Raw genomic sequence first — 18,645 nt, forward strand, 5'->3', positions numbered from 1 at the left:
GTCGCGATCTAGCTGTGGATCAGCAGCCGCAGGCGCAGGCGCACGAGCAGCCGCAGCCGCAGCCCGTGATGGGCGCGAACTCCGGGTCCTGCGGGCTGAGCTCGCCCGCGTTGCGCATGATCTCGCCGACCAGCTGGTCCCAGTCGCCGGTGGAGACGTCCTGAACGTCCAGGTCAAGGTGCGTGGTGGGGGCCATGCTTCCTCCAGTCCATGGATCTGTTAACAAACCTTTCTGTGTGACCGTAGCAGCAGATGTCGATCTACGGAAGTGTCAATTGAGAACAGCCGGGGGCAGGTTTGTTACGAGTCCGAAGTGGGCAGAAGGCAGAGCCCGCCATGGCCCGGACCGGCCGGTGGCACCCGGTCGGCGAGGCGCTGACGAAAGCCGGTCAGCTCCGCCGTGCGGCGCGGGTCGTGAAGGCGAGCAGGACCATGGCCAGCAGCTGAAGCAGTGCCAGCACGACGATCAGCAGGGTCAGCGAGCGCTCGTACAGCAGGCCCGCGAGGATGCCGCCGGCCAGCGCGGCGGCGCCCTGGATCGCGGCGAACAGGCCGTACGCGGTCGCGCGCCGGGGCGCGGGCACCAGGTCGGCGACGAGCGCCTTCACGGTGGAGTCCTGGACCCCGACGGCGGCGCCCCACAGCACACTGCCCGCCACGATCGCGGCGGTGCCGGCCGCCAGCGCCAGGGCGGGCGCGGCCGCGCCGAGCACGGGCAGGGCGTAGAGCACCCGGGCGCCCCAGCGGTCGTAGAGGTGCCCGCTGGCCAGGGCGGCGACCGCCCCGGCGGCCATCGCGGCGGAGTAGAGCAGGGGCACGGCGGCCAGTGGCACCTGCCCGGTCTGGCTGGCGTGATACGAGATGAGCCCGAAGGTGACCAGTCCCCCGGTGGCGGCCGCCGCGGCGGCGGCGAACCGGTAGAACGGCCGGGGCAGACCACCGCCGAGCCACCCGCGCAGGCCCGGCGTCGCGGCCGGAACGGGATGGTCGGCCGGCGCGGGATCGGGCATCCGGAGGCGCAGCCACAGCAGCAGCAGGATCGCCGCGACGCCGGGCACGGCCAGCACCGCGAGCGCGGGCCAGATCACGCCCGTCGCGGCGATCATCGCGGCGACCACCAGCGGGCCCGCGAACGCGCCCACCTGGTCGAGTGCCTTGTGGACGCCGAAGCCACGGCCGCGCCCCACCGTCGCGGCGGCCCGTGCGAGCAGCGTCGACTTGGCCGGGCTGCGCACCGCCTTGCCCGCCCGCTCGATCAGGATCAGCGCGCAGGCCACGGCCAGCCCGGCCGCGCCCAGCGCCGGGGTGACGGCCAGCAGCGGCACGCACACCACGGTCAGCGCGTACCCGGCCAGGGTGAGGGTCCAGTAGCGGCCGGTGCGGTCGGCCATCGGCCCGAACGCCAGCCGCAGCAGCAGGGACATGGCCTCCCCCGCCCCGGTCACCACGCCGACGACCAGCGCGGATGCGCCGAGCGCGCCGAGCAGCGGCCCGGTGATCGACCGGGCGCCCTCGTACACCAGGTCCGCGAACAGGCTGACCAGCCCGAACACGACGACCGTCCGCCACGGGGACAGGGTGCGGTGTCTGGCGGCCGGGCTGTTGGCGGTCATCGGTGCTCCGTGGACGGTCGGGCGCGGGACAGACCGACGCTACTGGAGCCGGCCGGCGCACCGGCACCCGCCGCCGCGCCTGACCGTAGACGCCCGGATCGGGCCGCAGCCCCTGCGGGACGTTATCGCACCCAGCTTCACCTGCGCTGATAGTTTGGACCGGGCACTGGGGACGGCGGCCGCGTTCGTGTGCGCCGCACGGGGAAGGCACTGCCCATGCACGAGGTCGAGCATCTGATCAACGGCAGCTGGGGCGCCGGCAGCGGGACCGGCGAGCTGGTCGTGCGGAGCCCGTTCGACGGCGAGCCGGTGACCCGGGTCCCGATCGCCTCCGAGGCGGACGTGGCGGCGGCGGTCACCGCTGCGCGGGCCGCGGCGCCCGGCTGGGCGCGTACCGCGGCCGGGGTGCGGGCGGCGGCGCTGCACGCGGCCGCGGACGCCGTGGCGGAGGCAGCCGACGAGCTGGCACGGACCATGTCGGCCGAGATGGGCAAGCCCGTCGACGGCGCGCGGGAGTCGATCGGCGCGGGCGTCGGCACGTTGCGGCAGTACGCGGAGCTGGGTCCGGTCCATCGCGGCCGCGCGCTGGCCGGGGACGACCAGGCGGTCGACCTGATGGCGTACGGGCCGCGCGGCGTCGTCGCCGTGATCACGCCGTGGAACGACCCCGTCGCCGTCTCCTGCGGGCTGCTCGGCGCGGCCCTGGTCACCGGTAACACGGTGCTGTACAAGCCGAGCGAGCGCACCCCGGCCACCGGCTGGCGGCTCGCCCGGCTCATGGCGCCGCACTTCCCTGCGGCGGTGTTCTCGCTGCTGAACGGCGACGGCTCGGTGGGGGCGGCGCTGGCCGGGTCGGCGGTGGACGTGGTGGCGCAGGTCGGTTCGACCGCGACCGGCCGGTCGATCGCGGCGGCGTGCGCCCGCACCGGCGCCAAGGCGCTGCTGGAGAACGGCGGCAGCGACCCGCTGATCGTGGACGCGGGCGTGGATCCGGTCTGGGCGGCGCGGCAGGCGGCGCTGGGCGCGTTCGCCAACTCGGGGCAGATCTGCGTGGCGGTGGAGCGCGTATACGTGCACCGTCAGGTGGCCGCGGAGTTCGTCGCGGCGCTGGCGGCCGAGGCGGGCACGTGGGCGGGCGAGGTCGGGCCGCTGGTCGACCGGCGGCTGCGCGACGCGGTGCACTCCCAGGTCGAGGACGCGGTGGCGGCCGGTGCGCGGCTGGTGTGCGGCGGGGTGGTCCCGGACGGGCCGGGTGCGCACTACCCGCCGACGGTGCTCGCCGAGTGCACCGACGACATGGCGGTGCTCCGCGAGGAGACGTTCGGGCCGGTCGCGCCGGTGGTGACCGTGGACTCCTTCGACGAGGGGCTGGCGCGGGCCGCCGACTCCCCGTACGGGCTGGCCGCGACCGTGCTGACCGGCTCGATGAGCAACGCCCAGCGGGCGTGGCGCGAGCTGCCCGTGGGCACGGTGAAGGTGAACGCCGTGTTCGGCGGGGCACCGGGCGGTGCGGCGCATCCCCGCCGGGGCAGCGGTCAGGGTTTCGGGTACGGGCCGGAGCTGCTCGACGAGATGACCGTGACGAAGGCCGTGCACCTCGAAGCCCCGCCGTCAGGCTGGTGACGTGGGCTACGTGACGGGTGTGGTGATGCAGACCCAGTCGCTCTGCGCGGACGGGGTGTACGCCGACACCCCTGCGGCGTTGTGGGCGCGGACCTTGAAACACATGTAGGTGCCGGCGTCCAGGCCGGTCCAGTCGTATCCGGTCACGTTGGCACCGACGTTGCGGGTCGTGTTGCCGTTGGTGATGGTGAAGCCGGTCTCGTCGCCGGCGTTGTCGGTCCAGCGCAGCCGGATCTGGTCGGGGCCGGGCGTGGTGGCCGTGAGGCCGGACGGCGCCGCCGGGCCCGCGCCGGGCAGGGTGGTCGCGCACACCCAGCTGTTCTGCGCGGCCGGGTGATACGCCGAGACGGCGGACGCGCCGTACGCGCGGACCTTGAAGCATGCGTGGGTGTCGGCGGCCAGGCCGGTCCAGTCGTAGGTCGTCGTGTTCGGGCCGACGTCGCGTGAGGTGACGCCGTCGATGACGGTGAAGCCGCGTTCGGCCGACGACCGGTCCGTCCAGCGCAGGCGGACGGTGTCGTGGCTGATCGGGGTCGCGGTGAGGTTGGCGGGCGCGGCCAGCGGCGCGGTCGCGGCGCCCGCCTTCGGGCTGGTGGCAGCGGCGCTGGGGGCGGCGGTGACGGTGCCGGGGCTCGCTGCCGCCGTCGCGCTGGGGCGGACGGGCGGGCTGGGGACACCGGCGTCGCCGACCGGGCTCATCGGCACGGTGCCGGGGCTTTCGGAGAGCGTGTGCGGCTGCGGGTCGCCGGGGCGGCTGAGGATGATCCCCGCCGTCGCGACGCCCGCGACGATCAGGCACGCCACGGCCGCGCCGAGCAGCCGCCCGCGCCGGTGCCCGCGGTTCGCCGGGCGTTCCGGTGTGCTCACCGGCATCGGCACGACGGCCTGGCGCCGGGTCGGCACGGCCGCCGTCGCGGGCAGGTCGGGGACCGGCTCGGTGAGGGCGCGCCGCGCCTGGTCGGCGAGCGCGGCGGCGGACGGCCAGCGGTGCGCCGGGTCCTTCGCCATGGCCCGTTCCACGAGGGCCCGTACGCCGGGCGGCACGTCGGCGGGCAGCGGCGGGGGCGCGTCGTGCACGTGCCGCAGCGCCAGCTCGACCATGTTGTCGCCGGTGAACGGCGCGTGCCCGGCCAGGCAGCGGTAGGCCACGACGCCGAGCGCGTAGACGTCCGAGGCGGGTGTCGCGGGCTGTCCCAGCGCCCGTTCGGGTGCGATGTACCCGGCGGTGCCGGCCAGTGAACCGGTGGCGGTGTGGCCGGTGGCGTCGGCGGAGCGCGCGATGCCGAAGTCGGTGACCAGAGTGCTGCCGTCCGGGCGCAGCAGCAGGTTGCCGGGCTTGATGTCGCGGTGGGTGACGCCCTTGCCGTGGGCGGCGTGCAGCGCCTCGGCGGCCTCCGCCACCAGCCGCATGGTCGCCGCCGCGCTCAGCCGCCCGGCGCGGGCCAGCACCTGCGACAGCGACTCGCCGTCGATGAACTTCATGACGAGGTACACGCCGACGGCCGGGTCGTCGCCGAAGTCGTACACCTCGACCACGCCGGGGTGGCTGATGGTCGCCATGATGCGCGCCTCGGCCCGGAACTGGCGTACGAAGGCCGGCTCGTCCGGCAGCCCGCCCAGCAGGCACTTGACCGCGACCTCGCGGCCCAGCACCTGGTCGGTGGCGCGCCACACCTCGCCCATGCCGCCGCTGCCGACGCGCTGTTCCAGCCGATACCGCTGTGCCAGCATCGTTCCCGGACGGAGCAACGCGACCACCTTCACAGGCCGGATCCAGCAGAGTCACTTGCAACTCGGAGTAGGGTACGTCGCCTCGCGACGGCCCTCGGCGAGGGTGCCGGGCGATCTCATCCGGACGGACAGACGCCGGGGCCGGGACGGCGAACCGTCCCGGCCCCGGCGTTCCAGGTGCCGGTCACACGGAGCTGCGCCCGCGGACACCGGTGAGCAGCGCGACACCCAGCGCGGCCAGACCCACCTGGAAGACCAGCTCGATCCAGTCGACGCCATCGGTCACGGCCACCCCGACGGCCTGCGCGAGCGCGGTGCCGATGAGGGCGGCGACGATGCCCACCACGATGGTCAGCCAGATCGGCAGGCCCTGACGGCCGGGCACGACCAGCCGGCCGAGCGCGCCGATGATCAGACCAACGATGAGGGCCGAGATGATTCCGGCGACAGTCATGACCTTCTCCTTTGCGCGTTATGAATGCCACCGCCCTTCTGCCCCCTGCCATGGGGCCGCAAACCATCTCCTGTTCCGCGTGTCCGTCCCCGGGCGGTGTTCGCCCGTGGCGTAGAAATACTGAAAGCGGCAATACCCGGCGAATCACCTGTACACTTCGAGGGTAAACTTGAACTGTTCCAGATGAGTTGCCTTTGATCTCATGACATCCGACTTCGAGACGCAGCTGCGTACCGCGTCCCTGCGCGTGACCCGGCCCCGGCTGGCCGTGCTCGCCGCGCTGCGCGAGCACCCGCACGTCGACACCGAGACGGTGATCGCGCTGGTGCGCGCCGAGCACCCGCTGGTCTCCCACCAGACGGTGTACGACGTGCTGCGCGCGCTCACCGAGGCGGGCCTGATCCGGCGCATCCAGCCGGCCGGGGCGGTGGCCCGCTACGAGTCGCGCGTCGGCGACAACCACCACCACGTCGTGTGCCGCTCCTGCGGAGCCATCGCGGACGTCGACTGTGCCGTCGGCGACGCCCCCTGTCTCACCGCCTCCGACGACCACGGCTTCGCGGTCGACGAGGCGGAGGTCGTGTACTGGGGCACCTGCCCCGGCTGCGCGGCCGACCGTAGTTCCAGTGAACCGCCAGTTCGGAGGAAGCAATGAGCGACACCCAGGCCAACGGCCCGACCAGCGCCCAGGGCGTGGACCAGAAGGAGGCGGCCGGCTGCCCGGTCGCGCACGACTCGGTGACCGCGGAGGGCAGTGAGAGCGAGAACCCGGCGATCCCCTCGCCGACCGCGAAGACCGGTGGCCGCCCGCGCACCAACCGGGACTGGTGGCCCAACCAGCTCGACCTGTCGGTGCTGCACGCCCACTCGGCCAAGGGCAACCCGCTCGGCGAGGACTTCGACTACGCCAAGGAGTTCGGCAAGCTCGACGTCGAGGCGCTCAAGCGGGACATCACCGAGGTCCTCACCACCTCGCAGGACTGGTGGCCGGCCGACTTCGGCCACTACGGCGGCCTGATGATCCGGATGAGCTGGCACGCCGCGGGCACCTACCGCATCCACGACGGGCGCGGCGGCGCGGGCGACGGCGGCCAGCGCTTCGCCCCGCTCAACAGCTGGCCCGACAACGCCAACCTGGACAAGGCCCGGCGCCTGCTGTGGCCGGTCAAGCAGAAGTACGGCCAGCAGGTCTCCTGGGCCGACCTGCTCGTGCTCGCCGGCAACGTCGCGCTGGAGTCGATGGGCTTCAAGACGTTCGGCTTCGGCTTCGGCCGCCCGGACGTGTGGGAGCCCGAGGAGATCTTCTGGGGTCCGGAGGACGCCTGGCTGGGCGACGAGCGCTACGTCGACGAGAAGCAGATGGCGGCTGGGGTCGGCGCGACCGAGATGGGCCTGATCTACGTCAACCCCGAGGGCCCGCGCGGCAACGCCGACCCGGCCGCGGCGGCGCACTTCATCCGGGAGACCTTCGCCCGGATGGCGATGAACGACGAGGAGACCGTCGCGCTCATCGCCGGCGGCCACACCTTCGGCAAGACCCACGGCGCCGCCGTCGCGACCGACCACGTCGGACCGGAGCCGGAGGCGGCCCCGCTGGAGGCGCAGGGCCTGGGCTGGCTGAGCAGCAACGCCAGCGGCAAGGGCCGCGACACGATCACCAGCGGTCTGGAGGTGACCTGGACCGACAAGCCGACGCAGTGGAGCAACCGCTTCTTCGAGATCCTGTTCGGCCACGAGTGGGAGCTGACCACCAGCCCCGGCGGGGCCAAGCAGTGGGTCGCCAAGGACGGCGAGGAGATCATCCCGGACGCGTACGACCCGTCGAAGAAGTACCGCCCGACCATGCTCACCACGGACCTGTCGCTGCGGGTCGACCCGGCGTACGAGAAGATCTCGCGCCGCTTCCTGGCGAATCCCGACGAGTTCGCGCTGGCGTTCGCCAAGGCCTGGTACAAGCTGCTGCACCGCGACATGGGCCCGGTCAGCCGCTTCCTCGGCCCGTGGGTGCCCGAGGCGCAGCTGTGGCAGGACCCGGTGCCGGCCGTCGACCACCAGCTGGTCGGCGACGCCGACGTCACCACGCTCAAGGCGAAGGTGCTGGAGTCCGGCCTGAGCACCGCGCAGCTGATCTCCACCGCGTGGGCGTCGGCCGCCAGCTTCCGGTCGACCGACAAGCGCGGCGGCGCCAACGGCGCGCGGATCCGGCTTGAGCCGCAGCGCAGCTGGGAGGTCAACCAGCCGCAGCAGCTGGAGGCCGTGCTGCAGACGCTGGAAGGCATCCAGCAGGAGTTCAACGCCTCGAACGGCGCGAAGATCTCGCTCGCCGACCTGATCGTGCTGGCCGGCTCGGCCGCGGTCGAGAAGGCGGCACGCGATGCCGGGGTCCCGGTGACCGTGCCGTTCCACCCGGGCCGCACCGACGCCACCCAGGAGCAGACCGACGTCGAGTCGTTCAAGGTGCTGGAGCCGCGGGCCGACGGGTTCCGCAACTACCTGCGGCCGGGCGAGAAGCTGATGCCGGAGGTGCTGCTGGTCGACCGCGCGTACATGCTCAACCTGACCGCGCCGGAGATGACCGTCCTCATCGGCGGCCTGCGCGCGCTCGGGGCGAACGCCGGGGGCACCGAGCACGGCGTGCTCACCGACCGGCCCGGGGTGCTCACCAACGACTTCTTCGTCAACCTGCTCTCCCCCGGCGCCCGGTGGAAGGCGGCGGAGACCGGCGAGCACGTGTACGAGATCCGCGACGTGAGCACCGACCAGGTGAAGTGGACCGCGACCGCGGTCGACCTCATCTTCGGCTCGAACTCGCAGCTGCGCGCCCTCGCCGAGGTGTACGCCAGCCAGGACGCGAAGGAGAAGTTCGTGAAGGACTTCGTCGCCGCCTGGACGAAGGTCATGGACCTGGACCGGTTCGACCTCAACTGACCCGCCGCTGACCGGGGCCCGGCCGATCGACGTGATCGGCCGGGCCCCGCCGTCTCCGGGAAAACCCGTCATGCTCCGTCGGGGGTGGAAGGTAGCGTCAGCGCTCCCCACCCCGATCACGGAGGAAACACCGGTGTCGTACACCTTCCACGTGGACCTGCGCGGCATCGTCGACCTGCTCAGCCACCACCTCTACGCCAGCCCGAGGGTCTACGTCCGCGAGCTGATGCAGAACGCCGTCGACGCGATCACCGCGGTGCGGGTGACCCGTCCCGAGCACGCCGGGACGATCGAGATCCGCACCCCCGGGCAGCCCGGCGAGCCGCTGACCGTCACCGACAACGGCATCGGCCTGACCGAGCCGCAGGTGCACGAGCTGCTGGCCACGATCGGGCGCAGCTCCAAGCGCGATGATCTGGGCTTCGCACGCCACGAGTTCCTGGGCCAGTTCGGCATCGGCCTGCTGTCGTGCTTCCTCGTCGCCGACACCATCCAGGTGCGCACCCGCTGCGGCGACAACCCGACCGTGGAGTGGCTCGGCTCATCCGACGGCAGCTACCAGGTGCGGGTGCTCGACGGCGACGACGCGCTGGACACGCCGGGCACGGTGGTGACCCTGCGGCCGCGCCGCGGTGCCGAGGAGTGGCTGCTGCCGCAGACGGTCCGCGAGCTGGCCACGCTGTACGGCTCGATGCTGCCGTTCCCGGTGCGCGTCGACGGTGAGCCGGTGACGGCCGGGCTCGCCCCGTGGGAGACCGGCGAGGGCGAGGCGCCGGTGGCCCGGCGGGCGCGGCTGCTGTCGTACGCCGAGGAGGCCTTCGGCTTCACCCCGTTCGACGTGATCGACCTCGACGTGGCCGAGGCGGGCCTGCGCGGTGTCGCGTTCGTGCTGCCGATGCCGTCCAACCCGGCCGCCCGCGCGGCGCACCGGGTCTATCTCAAGCAGATGCTGCTCAGCGAGGGCGTGGAGGGGCTGCTGCCGGACTGGGCGTTCTTCGTGCGCTGTGTCATCGACACCAGCGAGCTGCGCCCGACCGCCAGCCGCGAGGCGCTCTACGACGACGCGCTGCTGGCGCAGGTGCGCGACGAGCTGGGCGACCGGCTGCGCGGCTGGATGACCCGGCTGGGCACGGTCGACGAGGCCCGCCTCGCGCAGTTCCTGCAGATCCACTACCTGGGCGTGAAGGCCCTGGCGGTGCACGACGACGAGATGCTGCGCCTGGTCGAGCAGTGGTGGCCGTACGAGACCACGGTCGGCCCGATGTCGCTGGCCCAGTTCCGCGACACCTACGGCGTGGTGCGTTACGTGCCGTCGCTGGACGAGTTCCGCCAGATCGCCGCCGTCGCCTCGGCACAGGGCCTCGCGGTCGTCAACGCCGGCTACGTGTACGACGCGGAGCTGCTGGCGCGGCTGCCCTCACTCGACGAGAAGATCGCGGTCGAGGCGCTGTCGGCCAGCGACCTGTCGACCCGGCTGGAGGAGCTGCCACCCGGTGAGGAGCTGCGGCTGCGCTCGTTCCTGGTCGGCGCGCAGCGCATCATGGACCGCTTCGGCGTCGAGGTGCTGATCCGCGCCTTCGACCCGGCCGGCCTGCCCGCGCTGTACCTGCTCGACGGCGACACCGCGCTGCACATCGACATGCAGCGCGGCCAGGAGCAGGTCGACGACGTGTGGGCGTCGATCCTGGGCTCGTTCACCGCGGGCCGCACCGACCGGCCGCAGCTGGTGCTCAACCACCGCAACCCGCTGATCCGGCAGACCGTCACGGTGACCGAGCCGGACCTGGCCGTGCTGGTCGTGGAGGGGCTCTACGTGCAGGCGCTGCTGCTGGGGCGGCAGCCGCTGCGGCCGGTGGACACCGCGGCGCTCAACCAGTCGTTCCTGGGCCTGCTCGGCCGGGCCATGCAGGGCGGTGCGGCATGACGACAAGTGAACAGGAGCTGCGGACGGCGTTCTCGGCGGCGATGGCGATGCCGGACGGGGCCGCGCAGCACGCCGCGCTCGACGCGGCGATCCGGGCCGCCGACGCGGCCGGGCAGGACCGGCTGGCCTTCGAGTTCCGCGACGACGCGATCGAGAAGTACGTGTTCGGCGGCGACGACCGGCGCGCCTTCCTGGCGTTCTCGCTGTCGCTGGCGGCGTACGACCGTGATCCGGAGATCGGCGGCCCCGGCACCGAGCACTCGCTGCTGTGGCAGTTCAAATGGATCGTCAACGCGCTGCCGGACTTCCCGGACATCCCGCTGGACCGCACGTACCGGGTGCTGGACGACATGCGCGCCCGCTACCTGCGCGGCGGGCACAGCCTGCACCCGGTGCACCAGGCCCGCTGGCAGATCGCGCTGCACGTGGGCGACTTCGACCAGGCGGCCGCGTCCTACCACGACATGGTCACGGCCAAGCGGGACAGCCTGTCCAACTGCTCGGTGTGCGTGCCGACGGCGCAGGCCGACTACCTGAACACGCTCGGCCGGCACACCGACGCGATCGCGGTGGCGGCTCCGCACCAGAACAGCTGGTGCCGCACCCAGCCGGCGCGGGTGCGCACCAGCCTGATGACGGCGTACCTGCACACCGGCAAGCACCGCCGGGCGCTGGAGCTGCACCGCCTGGCGTACCGCACCATCCGGACCGAGCGGCTGCACCTGGCCTCGCTGGCCGTGCACATCGAGTTCCTCGCCCGCACCGGCAACGAGACCCGCGCGCTGGAGCTGGTGGAACGGCACCTGCCCTGGCTCGAAGCGCCGGTGTCGCCGGCCGACACGCTCAGCTTCCTCGGCCCGGCGGTGCTGGTGCTGCGCCGGCTGGGCGAGGCCGGGCACGGCGCCGCCACCGTGCAGGGTCCGACGGGCCCGGACGGCCGCCGCGCCGTGGTGACCGTCGACGTGCTGCGCGAGCGGTTGCAGGCGCAGGCCGAGGAGCTGGCCGCGCGGTTCGACGCGCGCAACGGCAACACGTACCAGAGCGAGCTGCTGCGGCAGCGGATCTCGGCCGAGCCGGTGCTGGCGAAGCTCGCGCTGAGCGTGCTGGACACCGTGGGCAGGCGGACCCGGCCGCTGATCGCGCAGGCGCAGGCGCGGGTGGCCGAGCACACGGCCGCCGGTGACGTCGCGGCGGCCGCGCTGGCCCGCCTCGACGCGGCATACCTGCTGCGCGAGCACAACGACCGCGAGATCCGGCTGACCGCCGCGGAGGAGGCCGCGCTGGCCGTGGAGCGCGCCGGGCTGCCCGAGGCGCTGCTGCGGGCCCGCGAGCTGCTGTGGGACCTCTACCGCGGGGCCGGGCAGCGCGACGACGCGCTCGCCGTGCTCGACCTGCTGCTGGCGGAGCCGTCCGTGCCGACCTCGCGCCGAGCGGAGCTGCTGGACCAGGCCGCGCTGCTGTTCTGGGGCGAGCCGCGCGCCGAGCGCCGGGAGCAGGCGGCCGCGCTGCACCGCGAGGCGGGCGACCGGCTCGCCGAGCTGAGTTCGCTGCAGGACGCCGTGGTCTGCCTGTCCGGTGCCGCACCGGAGCGGGCCGTGGCGCTGCTGGAGAGAGCGGATGCCCGGCTCGCCGACCCGCCCGCCGGCATCGACACCGACGCGTGGGAATCGATGGGCGGCCGGCTGCACCTGACGGCGGCCCGCCTGCACGACGACCGGGACGACGAGCTGGCCCTGGCGCGGGCGGAGCAGGCGATGGGTTGCCGCGACGATGCCGTGCGCGTCGAGGCGGCCGTCTTCACCGCACGTCACCTGCTGCGCCGGGACCGGCCGGCCGAGGCCGAGCGGCTCGCCTGCGACGTCGTCGGCGACGCCGACCGGGCGAACGCGTACCGGCTGCACGTGGTGCGCGCGACCGCGCTGCGGGCGCTGGGCCGCGAGGAGGAGCAGGCGGCGGTGATGGCCGAGCATGACATCGAGACCTGGGAGCTCGACTACGGCGCTGACGATGACGACTACGAGGACGAGGACGACGACTGAACGGCGACGCGGTGGCGGGCCCCTCAGCCCGCCACCGCGTCCTACCCCCGGGTGTGGTCAGCGTGGCCAGATCTGGCCGTAGTACGAGCCCAGCGCGTCGCGGTACACCGTGTCGTCGTGGCGTTCGGCGTCGTACTCGGGCGCGTCCTTGATCTCGTCCTTGGTGCAGTCGACGTAGACGCGCTCGTCGTCGAGGTCGATGTCCTTGATGAGCCCGGCAGGCAGCAGCACCTTGCTGCCGAAGATCCACGGGCCGGTGTCGACCACGACGTACCGCGAGCCGACCTCGCCGGTCTGCTCGTCGATCTTGCCGATGCCGCCGTCGCTCGCCTCGACCCGGAAGCCGACGATGTCCTTCTCGCCGCCCTCGGCGACCGGCTTGTAATCGAGCACCGCTCGGTAGTTCCACGGGTCCCAGGGCTCGGTGTTCAGCTCCGTCATGCTGGCCTCCTCGCTCGTCATTGCTTCCCGGCCCGTCTACCCGGCCTGACCCGTGTTAATCCAGCACAGGCCCGCTTTCATGGTCGAAGCTCCCGCCACGCGGGCTCACCGCGGACGGGAGCTTCGACCATGACCGGTGGTCAGGAGCGGCGGCGGGCCAGGAACGCCATCGCGGCGACCACCAGCACCCCGGCCGCGAGCCAGGCCAGGTGCTGGTTACGCCGGTCCTGGATGGCGCTCAGGGCCTGGCCGGTGACCTCGGCGGTCCTGGCCTTGATCCGGCCGGCCACGTCGGCGCGTTCGGTGAGCTGCGCCAGGGTCTGGCTCAGCGCCGCACGTGCCGCCGTGGCGTGTGCGTCGATTCGTGCGATCTCGGCGGTCGTGTCACTCACGGTCACATCCGTTCCAGGTGCGCCGCGTCCGCGGCGGGATGGGTCAGCGTGGCGAGGTCGGCACGCAGCCCGCGCAGTGCCCGCTGCGGCACCGGCGAACCGGCGCGCCGCAGCCGCCACCGGCCGGCCAGCGCCAGCACGGCCGCGATCAGCAGCAGGCCCCCCGCGGTCGCCAGCGCGGCCAGCCACGCCGGCAGGACCAGCGCCAGCCCGAGCACCGCGGCGGCGGCCAGGGCGGCGCCCGCCCAGAACACGCTCACCCCGGCCGCGCCGAACAGGCCCGCGCTCACCGCGGTCTTGGCAGCCTTGTCCTGCAGCTCCGCCTTCGCCAGCGCCACCTCGGCGCGGACGAGTTCGGACAGCTGCTCCCCCGCCAGCTTGATCAGGTCTGCTGACGACTGCTGTGGCACGCCCGGCATGCTCGCCTCCTCCATGGTTGCGATCTGCATCCCCGGAACCGGCGGCGGCAAACCCACGTGGACGGGCCTTGTTCACGGCGTCGCCGTGGTGAGCCCGCTCATGGACCCGCCCGACCGCCGTTTACCGGGCCGCCGCGGGGTAGCGTCGGCCGGGTGCGGTTTCGCGTCACGCTCTGAGCGCGGGTCGCCCCTTCACCGGGCGCGGCGGGCCTTGACCACCAGGTCGTGGAAGGTCTTCCGGGTCCCGCCGTGGTCGAGGTGCCGGGTCCGGGACTCGGCCGTCTCGACGCTCCACAGCGGTGCGGGCAGCGCGCCGGTGACGCTGTCGAGACCGATCGAGGCCTGTTCGGGGGCGTGCGCCGCCGAGTGCGCGTCGGCGTGGTCGTGCCCGACCACGAGCAGCGTGCCGCCCGGCGCGACGGCGTCGGCCAGGCGCGCCACGAACTCGCCGAAGGGTATGCCGGGGTGCACGTACTGGCTCACCACCAGGTCGTACCGCGCGGGCGGCGGCCAGGTCGCCAGATCGGCGGCGACCCAGGAGATGTTCGCGGCCACGTCACCGCCGGCTGCCGCGGCGAGCTGCTCGGCCTGGCCGATCGCCGTCGGCGAGACGTCGACCGCGGTCACCTGCCAGCCCCGGCGGGCTAGCCACAGCGCGTCGGCGCCCCGGCCGCAGCCCGCGTCGAGCGCCGACCCGGCGGGCAGGTCCGCCACCTCGGCCACCAGCTGCGGGCTCGGCGCGCCGTGCCCGGCTCCGTGCTGCCGGTAGTGGTCCTCCCACCATTGCGGGCCGAACGCCTGCGGTTCCGGGTGCGGGTCGTGACGGTGGCTCATGCGCAGGGATCCCTTGAGGTCACGCGGCAGCCGGGACGGCCTCCGCTGAGCCCTCTACGGTAGGCGCGACCACGCGTACGGCAAGTATTGTTGCCATCTCGGCAAACCCGCGCCCGTCAGTAGACGTCGCGGACGTAGCGGCGGTCGGCCACGAGCTGCTCCAGGTACGCCGCGGTGCCGTCGGGGTCCAGGTGGCCGTGCGCGGCGACGACCTCGCGCAGCGCCCGGTCCACGTCCTTGGCCATCCGGCTGGCGTCCCCGCAGACGTAGAGGTGTGCCCCCTCGGCCAGCCACGACCACAGCTGCGCGCCGTGTTCGCGCATGTGGTCCTGCACGTACACCTTGCTGCGCTGGTCGCGGGAGAACGCCGTGTCCAGGCGGGTCAGCGTGCCGTGCCGGCGCAGCGCGGCCAGCTCCTCGGCGTAGTAGAAGTCGGTGGCGCGGCGCTGCTCGCCGAAGAACAGCCAGTTGCGCCCGGTCGCCCCGAGGGCGTGCCGCTGCTGGAGGAACCCGAGGAACGGCGCGACGCCCGTGCCCGGCCCGACCATGACCATCGGCACGGCCGGATCCTCCGGCGGCCGGAAGTGCGGCGAACGCTGCACGAACACCTCCATCTCGGCGCCCGGCGCGGCGTCGGCGAGGTAGGTCGAGCAGACGCCCTTGCGGGTGTGGCCGGCCGGGTTGTGGTAGCGGACCACCGACACGGTCAGGCTGATCCGGTCGGGTTCGACCACCGGCGTCGAGGAGATGGAGTACAGCCTGGGCTGCAGCCGCCGCAGCACGTTCACCCACTCCTGCGCGGTGGCCCGCACCGGCCGGTGCGCGATGACGTCGACCGCCTGCCGCCCCCAGGTCCACTTGGCCAGCTCGCCGGTGTTGTCGGCGCGCTGCAGCGCGGCCAGCTGCGCGTCGTGGCCGCGGTCGGCGACCAGGCGCAGCAGATCCGGGGTGATCTTCGTGATCTCCAGGCGGCGGTGCAGCGCCTCGCCCAGCGGCAGCACACCGTGGCCGGGCACCTCGACGGGCTCCGCGGCGTCCAGCCCGGTGACGGCGAGCCACTCGGCGACCAGCTCGGGGCAGTTGACCGGCCACACGCCGAGGGCGTCGCCCGCCTCGTACGCCAGCGCACCGCCGGTGTCGAAGGTGAACTGGCGCACCTCCTTCGCCGAGCCGGGCAGGCTGAGCAGCCGGTTGCCGGTCAGGGTGACCGTCAGCGGCGCGTCCTTGGTGGGCCGGGAGGCACGGCCGCCACCGGCCAGGGCGGCCGGCCCGGCCAGGGTGCCGAGGACCTGTTCCAGCCAGCCGCGGGCGGTGTGGTCGTAGTCGGGTTCGCAGTCGACGCGGGGCAGCAGCGCGGTGGCCCCGAGCTCGGCCAGGCGGGCGTCGAGGCGGCGGCCGTGGCCGCAGAAGTCGGCGTAGCTGGAGTCGCCGAAGGCGAGCACCGCATAGCGGCGCCCGTCCAGCCGTGGCGCGCTGTCGGCCCGCAGCGCCTGCCAGAAGCCGGTGCCGTTGTCGGGGGCGTCGCCGTCGCCGAACGTGCTGGTGATGAACAGCAGGTCGGCGCCGTCGGCGAGGACCTGCGGCAGCGCGGAACTCATCCGGTGCACGGCCGGCCGCCAGCCCGACTCGGCCAGCCGGCGGCCGACGGTGGTGGCGAACTCCTCGGCGTTGCCGGTCTGCGAGGCCCACAGGATGTGCACCGCGCGGGCCGCGGTGTCCGCCGAGCCGCCGTCGCGGTCGCGTGACGCGCGGGAGTACATCCCGGCGAGCAGCCCGTCGACCCACAGCGCCTCATCCGCGCTGAACGGCGCGGTCGCGGGCAGCACCGGCACCTGTCCCGGCCCCGGCGGGGCGGCCGAGAGGGCGTCGACGAAGCCGGCCAGGTAACGGCGCTGCACGTCGTCGGGCGTGAAGGCGACGTCGTCACCCAGCGCGAGCACTCCCCGCAGCATGTCCGGCACCGCGCCGGGCGCGGTGGCGGGTTCGGCCGTGGGCAGCTCCGGCACGATCACGGCCGTCGGCGCCTCCCCCGGCACCGCGACCTTCGTCAGCGCCACCGCGCACACCTTCAGCTCGGGCTGCAGCGAGATCGGGTCCACGGCGTCGCTGGTCACCGCGTTGACGCTGACGTACTCCCCGAACAGGTCGTTCCAGTGGAACGGCGCGAAGCAGGCGCCGGGCGTGACCCGGTCGGTGACCGTGGCGGGCAGCACCGCCCGGCCGCGCCGGGACGCGACCTCGACCAGGTCGCCGTCGGCGACGCCGAGGTGCGCGGCATCGGCCGGGTTGACCTCGACGAACGGGCCGGGGTTGAGCCGGTTGAGCTTGGCGACCTTGCCGGTCTTGGTGAGGGTGTGCCACTGGTGCTGCACCCGCCCGGTGTTGAGCAGGTACGGGTACGCCTCGTCGGGCATCTCCGCCGGGGGCAGGTGCGGGCGCGGGTGGAACGCCGCGCGCCCGGTCGGGGTCGGGAACACCAGCCGCGGGCGGGTGCCGTCGGCGTGGACGAGCACGGGCTGGCTGACCCCGTCGTTGCGGTAGCGGACCGGGTTGCGGTCGGGGCCGTCCGGTGCGGCCGGCCACTGCACCGGACCTCCGGCGAGCCGTTCGTGGGTCACGCCGCGCAGGTCGTAGCCGGTGGCCGGGTTGGTGAAGCGCTGGATCTCGGCGAAGACCTCGGCGGCGTCGGCGTAGGTGAAGTCGTCGGCGTAGCCCATCGCGGCCGCGACCCGCGCGATCAGCATCCAGTCCGGCAGCGCCTCCCCGGGTGCGTCGACGGCCTGCCGGGACAGGGTCAGGCCGCGCTCCGAGTTGACCATCACGCCGTCGGTCTCGGCCCACATCGCGGCGGGCAGCATGATGTCGGCGTACGCGTTGGTCTCGGTGTCGGCGAACGCGTCCTGGGTGACGACCAGCTCGGCGGCCTCCAGGCCCTCGATGACGGTCCGGCGGTTGCCGACCGACGCGACGGGGTTGGTGCAGATGATCCAGCACGCCTTGATCTCGCCCGCGGCCATGCGCGCGAACATGTCCACGGTGCCGGTGCCCGCCTCGGCCCGCACGCTGCCCTCGGGCAGGCCCCAGACCTGTTCGGTGTACGCCCGGTCCCCCGCGGACAGGGCCGAGCGCTGCCCCGGCAGGCCCGGACCCATGTAGCCCATCTCGCGGCCGCCCATGGCGTTGGGCTGCCCGGTGAGCGAGAACGGCCCCGCCCCCGGCCGGCAGATCGCACCGGTGGCCAGATGCAGGTTGACCAGGGCGTTCGTGTTCCAGGTGCCGTGCGTGCTCTGGTTGAGCCCCATGGTCCAGCAGCTCATCCATGCCCCGGCCGCGCCGATCCAGCCGGCCGCGCGGCGCAGGTCGTCCTCGGCCAGGCCGGTCAGCTCGGCCACCCGCTGCGGCGGGTAGCCGTCCAGCAGCTCCGCCATCGCCGCCCAGCCCTCGGTGTGCTCGGCGATGAACGTCTCGTCGAGGCAGCCGTCGGCGGCCAGCAGATGCAGCAGCCCGTTCAGCAGGGCGAGGTCGGTGCCGGGGCGGATCTGCAGGAACAGGTCGGCCTTGTCGGCGGTGGCGGTGCGGCGGGGGTCGACGACGATCAGCTTCGCCCCGGCCTTGACCCGGTCCATCATGCGCAGGAACAGGATCGGATGGCAGTCGGCCATGTTCGACCCGATCACCAGGAACACGTCGGCGTGGTCGAAGTCGTCGTAGGAGCCGGGCGGGCCGTCGGCGCCCAGCGACAGCTTGTATCCCGATCCGGCGCTCGCCATGCACAGCCGCGAGTTCGACTCGATCCGGCTGGTCCGCACGAAGCCCTTGGCGAGCTTGTTCGCCAGGTACTGCGCCTCGATCGTCAGCTGCCCCGAGACGTAGAAGGCGAGCGCGTCCGGGCCGTGCTCGTCGACGATCGCGCGCAGCCGCCGGGCGGTCTCGGCCACGGCCGTGTCGAGGTCGGTCTCGACCGGGTCCGCGCCGCGCGCCGGGCGGATCCGGGCGGTGTCCAGCCGGCCCGGCGCGGCCAGCATCTCCGCGCTGGTCGCACCCTTGGTGCAGAGGCGGCCGCGGTTCGCCGGGTGGGTGCGGTCCCCGGCGACCTTGCGCACGACCCGGCGGCCGCCCGGCTCGCGGACGACGTCGAGGACCATGCCACAACCCACGCCGCAGTACGAGCACACGGTCCGGACCTGGCTCGCGGCCTCTGCCTCGGGCACCTCGACGCACCACCCTCTCCTGCAGGGCCGGCGCCA

General features: G+C 73.5%; 14 protein-coding genes. 5 read left to right on the forward strand and 9 right to left on the reverse strand.

Translation table 11 applies throughout. From position 1 onward, the window contains the following. Positions 1–19 precede the first annotated feature (19 nt). Positions 20–196 carry a hypothetical protein gene (locus Cba03nite_RS14080; protein WP_203745922.1) on the reverse strand — a complete coding sequence of 59 codons (177 nt, stop codon included), beginning with the start codon at positions 194–196 and terminating at the stop codon, positions 20–22. Positions 197–389: 193 nt separating this feature from the next. After that, positions 390–1,613: an MFS transporter gene (locus Cba03nite_RS14085; RefSeq protein WP_203745924.1), complete on the reverse strand. Its 1,224-nt coding sequence runs from the start codon at positions 1,611–1,613 to the stop codon at positions 390–392. 216 nt (positions 1,614–1,829) lie between these two features. On the opposite strand from Cba03nite_RS14085, the gene Cba03nite_RS14090 reads away from it, so the two are divergent. Further along, complete coding sequence (locus Cba03nite_RS14090) at positions 1,830–3,236, forward strand: aldehyde dehydrogenase family protein (protein WP_203745925.1); 1,407 nt, start codon at positions 1,830–1,832, stop codon at positions 3,234–3,236. A 6-nt stretch (positions 3,237–3,242) separates the two neighbouring features. On the opposite strand, the gene Cba03nite_RS14100 is transcribed toward Cba03nite_RS14090, so the two are convergent. Both Cba03nite_RS14100 and Cba03nite_RS14105 read right to left on the reverse strand, forming a co-directional pair. Then, the gene (locus Cba03nite_RS14100; protein WP_239125724.1) at positions 3,243–4,985 is read right to left on the reverse strand and encodes a protein kinase domain-containing protein; all 1,743 of its coding nucleotides are present in this window, start codon (positions 4,983–4,985) and stop codon (positions 3,243–3,245) included. A gap of 166 nt (positions 4,986–5,151) precedes the next feature. Continuing rightward, on the reverse strand, positions 5,152–5,421 hold the full coding sequence (locus tag Cba03nite_RS14105; RefSeq protein ID WP_203745927.1) for a GlsB/YeaQ/YmgE family stress response membrane protein: 270 nt from the start codon (positions 5,419–5,421) through the stop codon (positions 5,152–5,154). A 202-nt stretch (positions 5,422–5,623) separates the two neighbouring features. On the opposite strand from Cba03nite_RS14105, the gene Cba03nite_RS14110 reads away from it, so the two are divergent. The 4 genes from Cba03nite_RS14110 to Cba03nite_RS14125 all read left to right on the forward strand — a co-directional run bounded on the left by Cba03nite_RS14110 (position 5,624) and on the right by Cba03nite_RS14125 (position 12,312). Beyond that, positions 5,624–6,076 carry a Fur family transcriptional regulator gene (locus tag Cba03nite_RS14110; RefSeq protein ID WP_203745928.1) on the forward strand — a complete coding sequence of 151 codons (453 nt, stop codon included), beginning with the start codon at positions 5,624–5,626 and terminating at the stop codon, positions 6,074–6,076. Then, a complete protein-coding gene (katG, locus tag Cba03nite_RS14115) occupies positions 6,073–8,349 on the forward strand; it encodes a catalase/peroxidase HPI (RefSeq protein WP_203745929.1) in 2,277 nt (758 codons plus the stop codon). Before Cba03nite_RS14110 ends, katG begins: the two co-directional genes overlap by 4 nt. 133 nt (positions 8,350–8,482) lie before the next feature. Next, positions 8,483–10,273 (forward strand): HSP90 family protein, encoded by a 1,791-nt coding sequence (locus Cba03nite_RS14120; RefSeq protein WP_203745930.1) that lies wholly within the window; start codon positions 8,483–8,485, stop codon positions 10,271–10,273. Next, positions 10,270–12,312: a soluble NSF attachment family protein gene (locus Cba03nite_RS14125; RefSeq protein WP_203745931.1), complete on the forward strand. Its 2,043-nt coding sequence runs from the start codon at positions 10,270–10,272 to the stop codon at positions 12,310–12,312. The genes Cba03nite_RS14120 and Cba03nite_RS14125 overlap by 4 nt, the downstream gene beginning before the upstream one ends. Before the next feature lie 57 nt (positions 12,313–12,369). On the opposite strand, the gene Cba03nite_RS14130 is transcribed toward Cba03nite_RS14125, so the two are convergent. From Cba03nite_RS14130 to Cba03nite_RS14150, 5 genes are all read right to left on the reverse strand, one after another. Continuing rightward, positions 12,370–12,753 carry a PRC-barrel domain-containing protein gene (locus Cba03nite_RS14130; protein WP_239125725.1) on the reverse strand — a complete coding sequence of 128 codons (384 nt, stop codon included), beginning with the start codon at positions 12,751–12,753 and terminating at the stop codon, positions 12,370–12,372. A 140-nt stretch (positions 12,754–12,893) separates the two neighbouring features. After that, positions 12,894–13,145 (reverse strand): hypothetical protein, encoded by a 252-nt coding sequence (locus Cba03nite_RS14135; protein ID WP_203745933.1) that lies wholly within the window; start codon positions 13,143–13,145, stop codon positions 12,894–12,896. 2 nt (positions 13,146–13,147) lie between these two features. Next, on the reverse strand, positions 13,148–13,594 hold the full coding sequence (locus tag Cba03nite_RS14140; RefSeq protein WP_239125726.1) for a phage holin family protein: 447 nt from the start codon (positions 13,592–13,594) through the stop codon (positions 13,148–13,150). A gap of 162 nt (positions 13,595–13,756) precedes the next feature. Then, complete coding sequence (locus tag Cba03nite_RS14145; protein ID WP_203745935.1) at positions 13,757–14,398, reverse strand: class I SAM-dependent methyltransferase; 642 nt, start codon at positions 14,396–14,398, stop codon at positions 13,757–13,759. 116 nt (positions 14,399–14,514) lie between these two features. Next, the gene (locus Cba03nite_RS14150) at positions 14,515–18,609 is read right to left on the reverse strand and encodes a bifunctional nitrate reductase/sulfite reductase flavoprotein subunit alpha (protein ID WP_239125727.1); all 4,095 of its coding nucleotides are present in this window, start codon (positions 18,607–18,609) and stop codon (positions 14,515–14,517) included. Positions 18,610–18,645: the final 36 nt, after the last annotated feature.

The organism is Catellatospora bangladeshensis (assembly GCF_016862575.1).
GTDB lineage: Bacteria > Actinomycetota > Actinomycetes > Mycobacteriales > Micromonosporaceae > Catellatospora > Catellatospora bangladeshensis.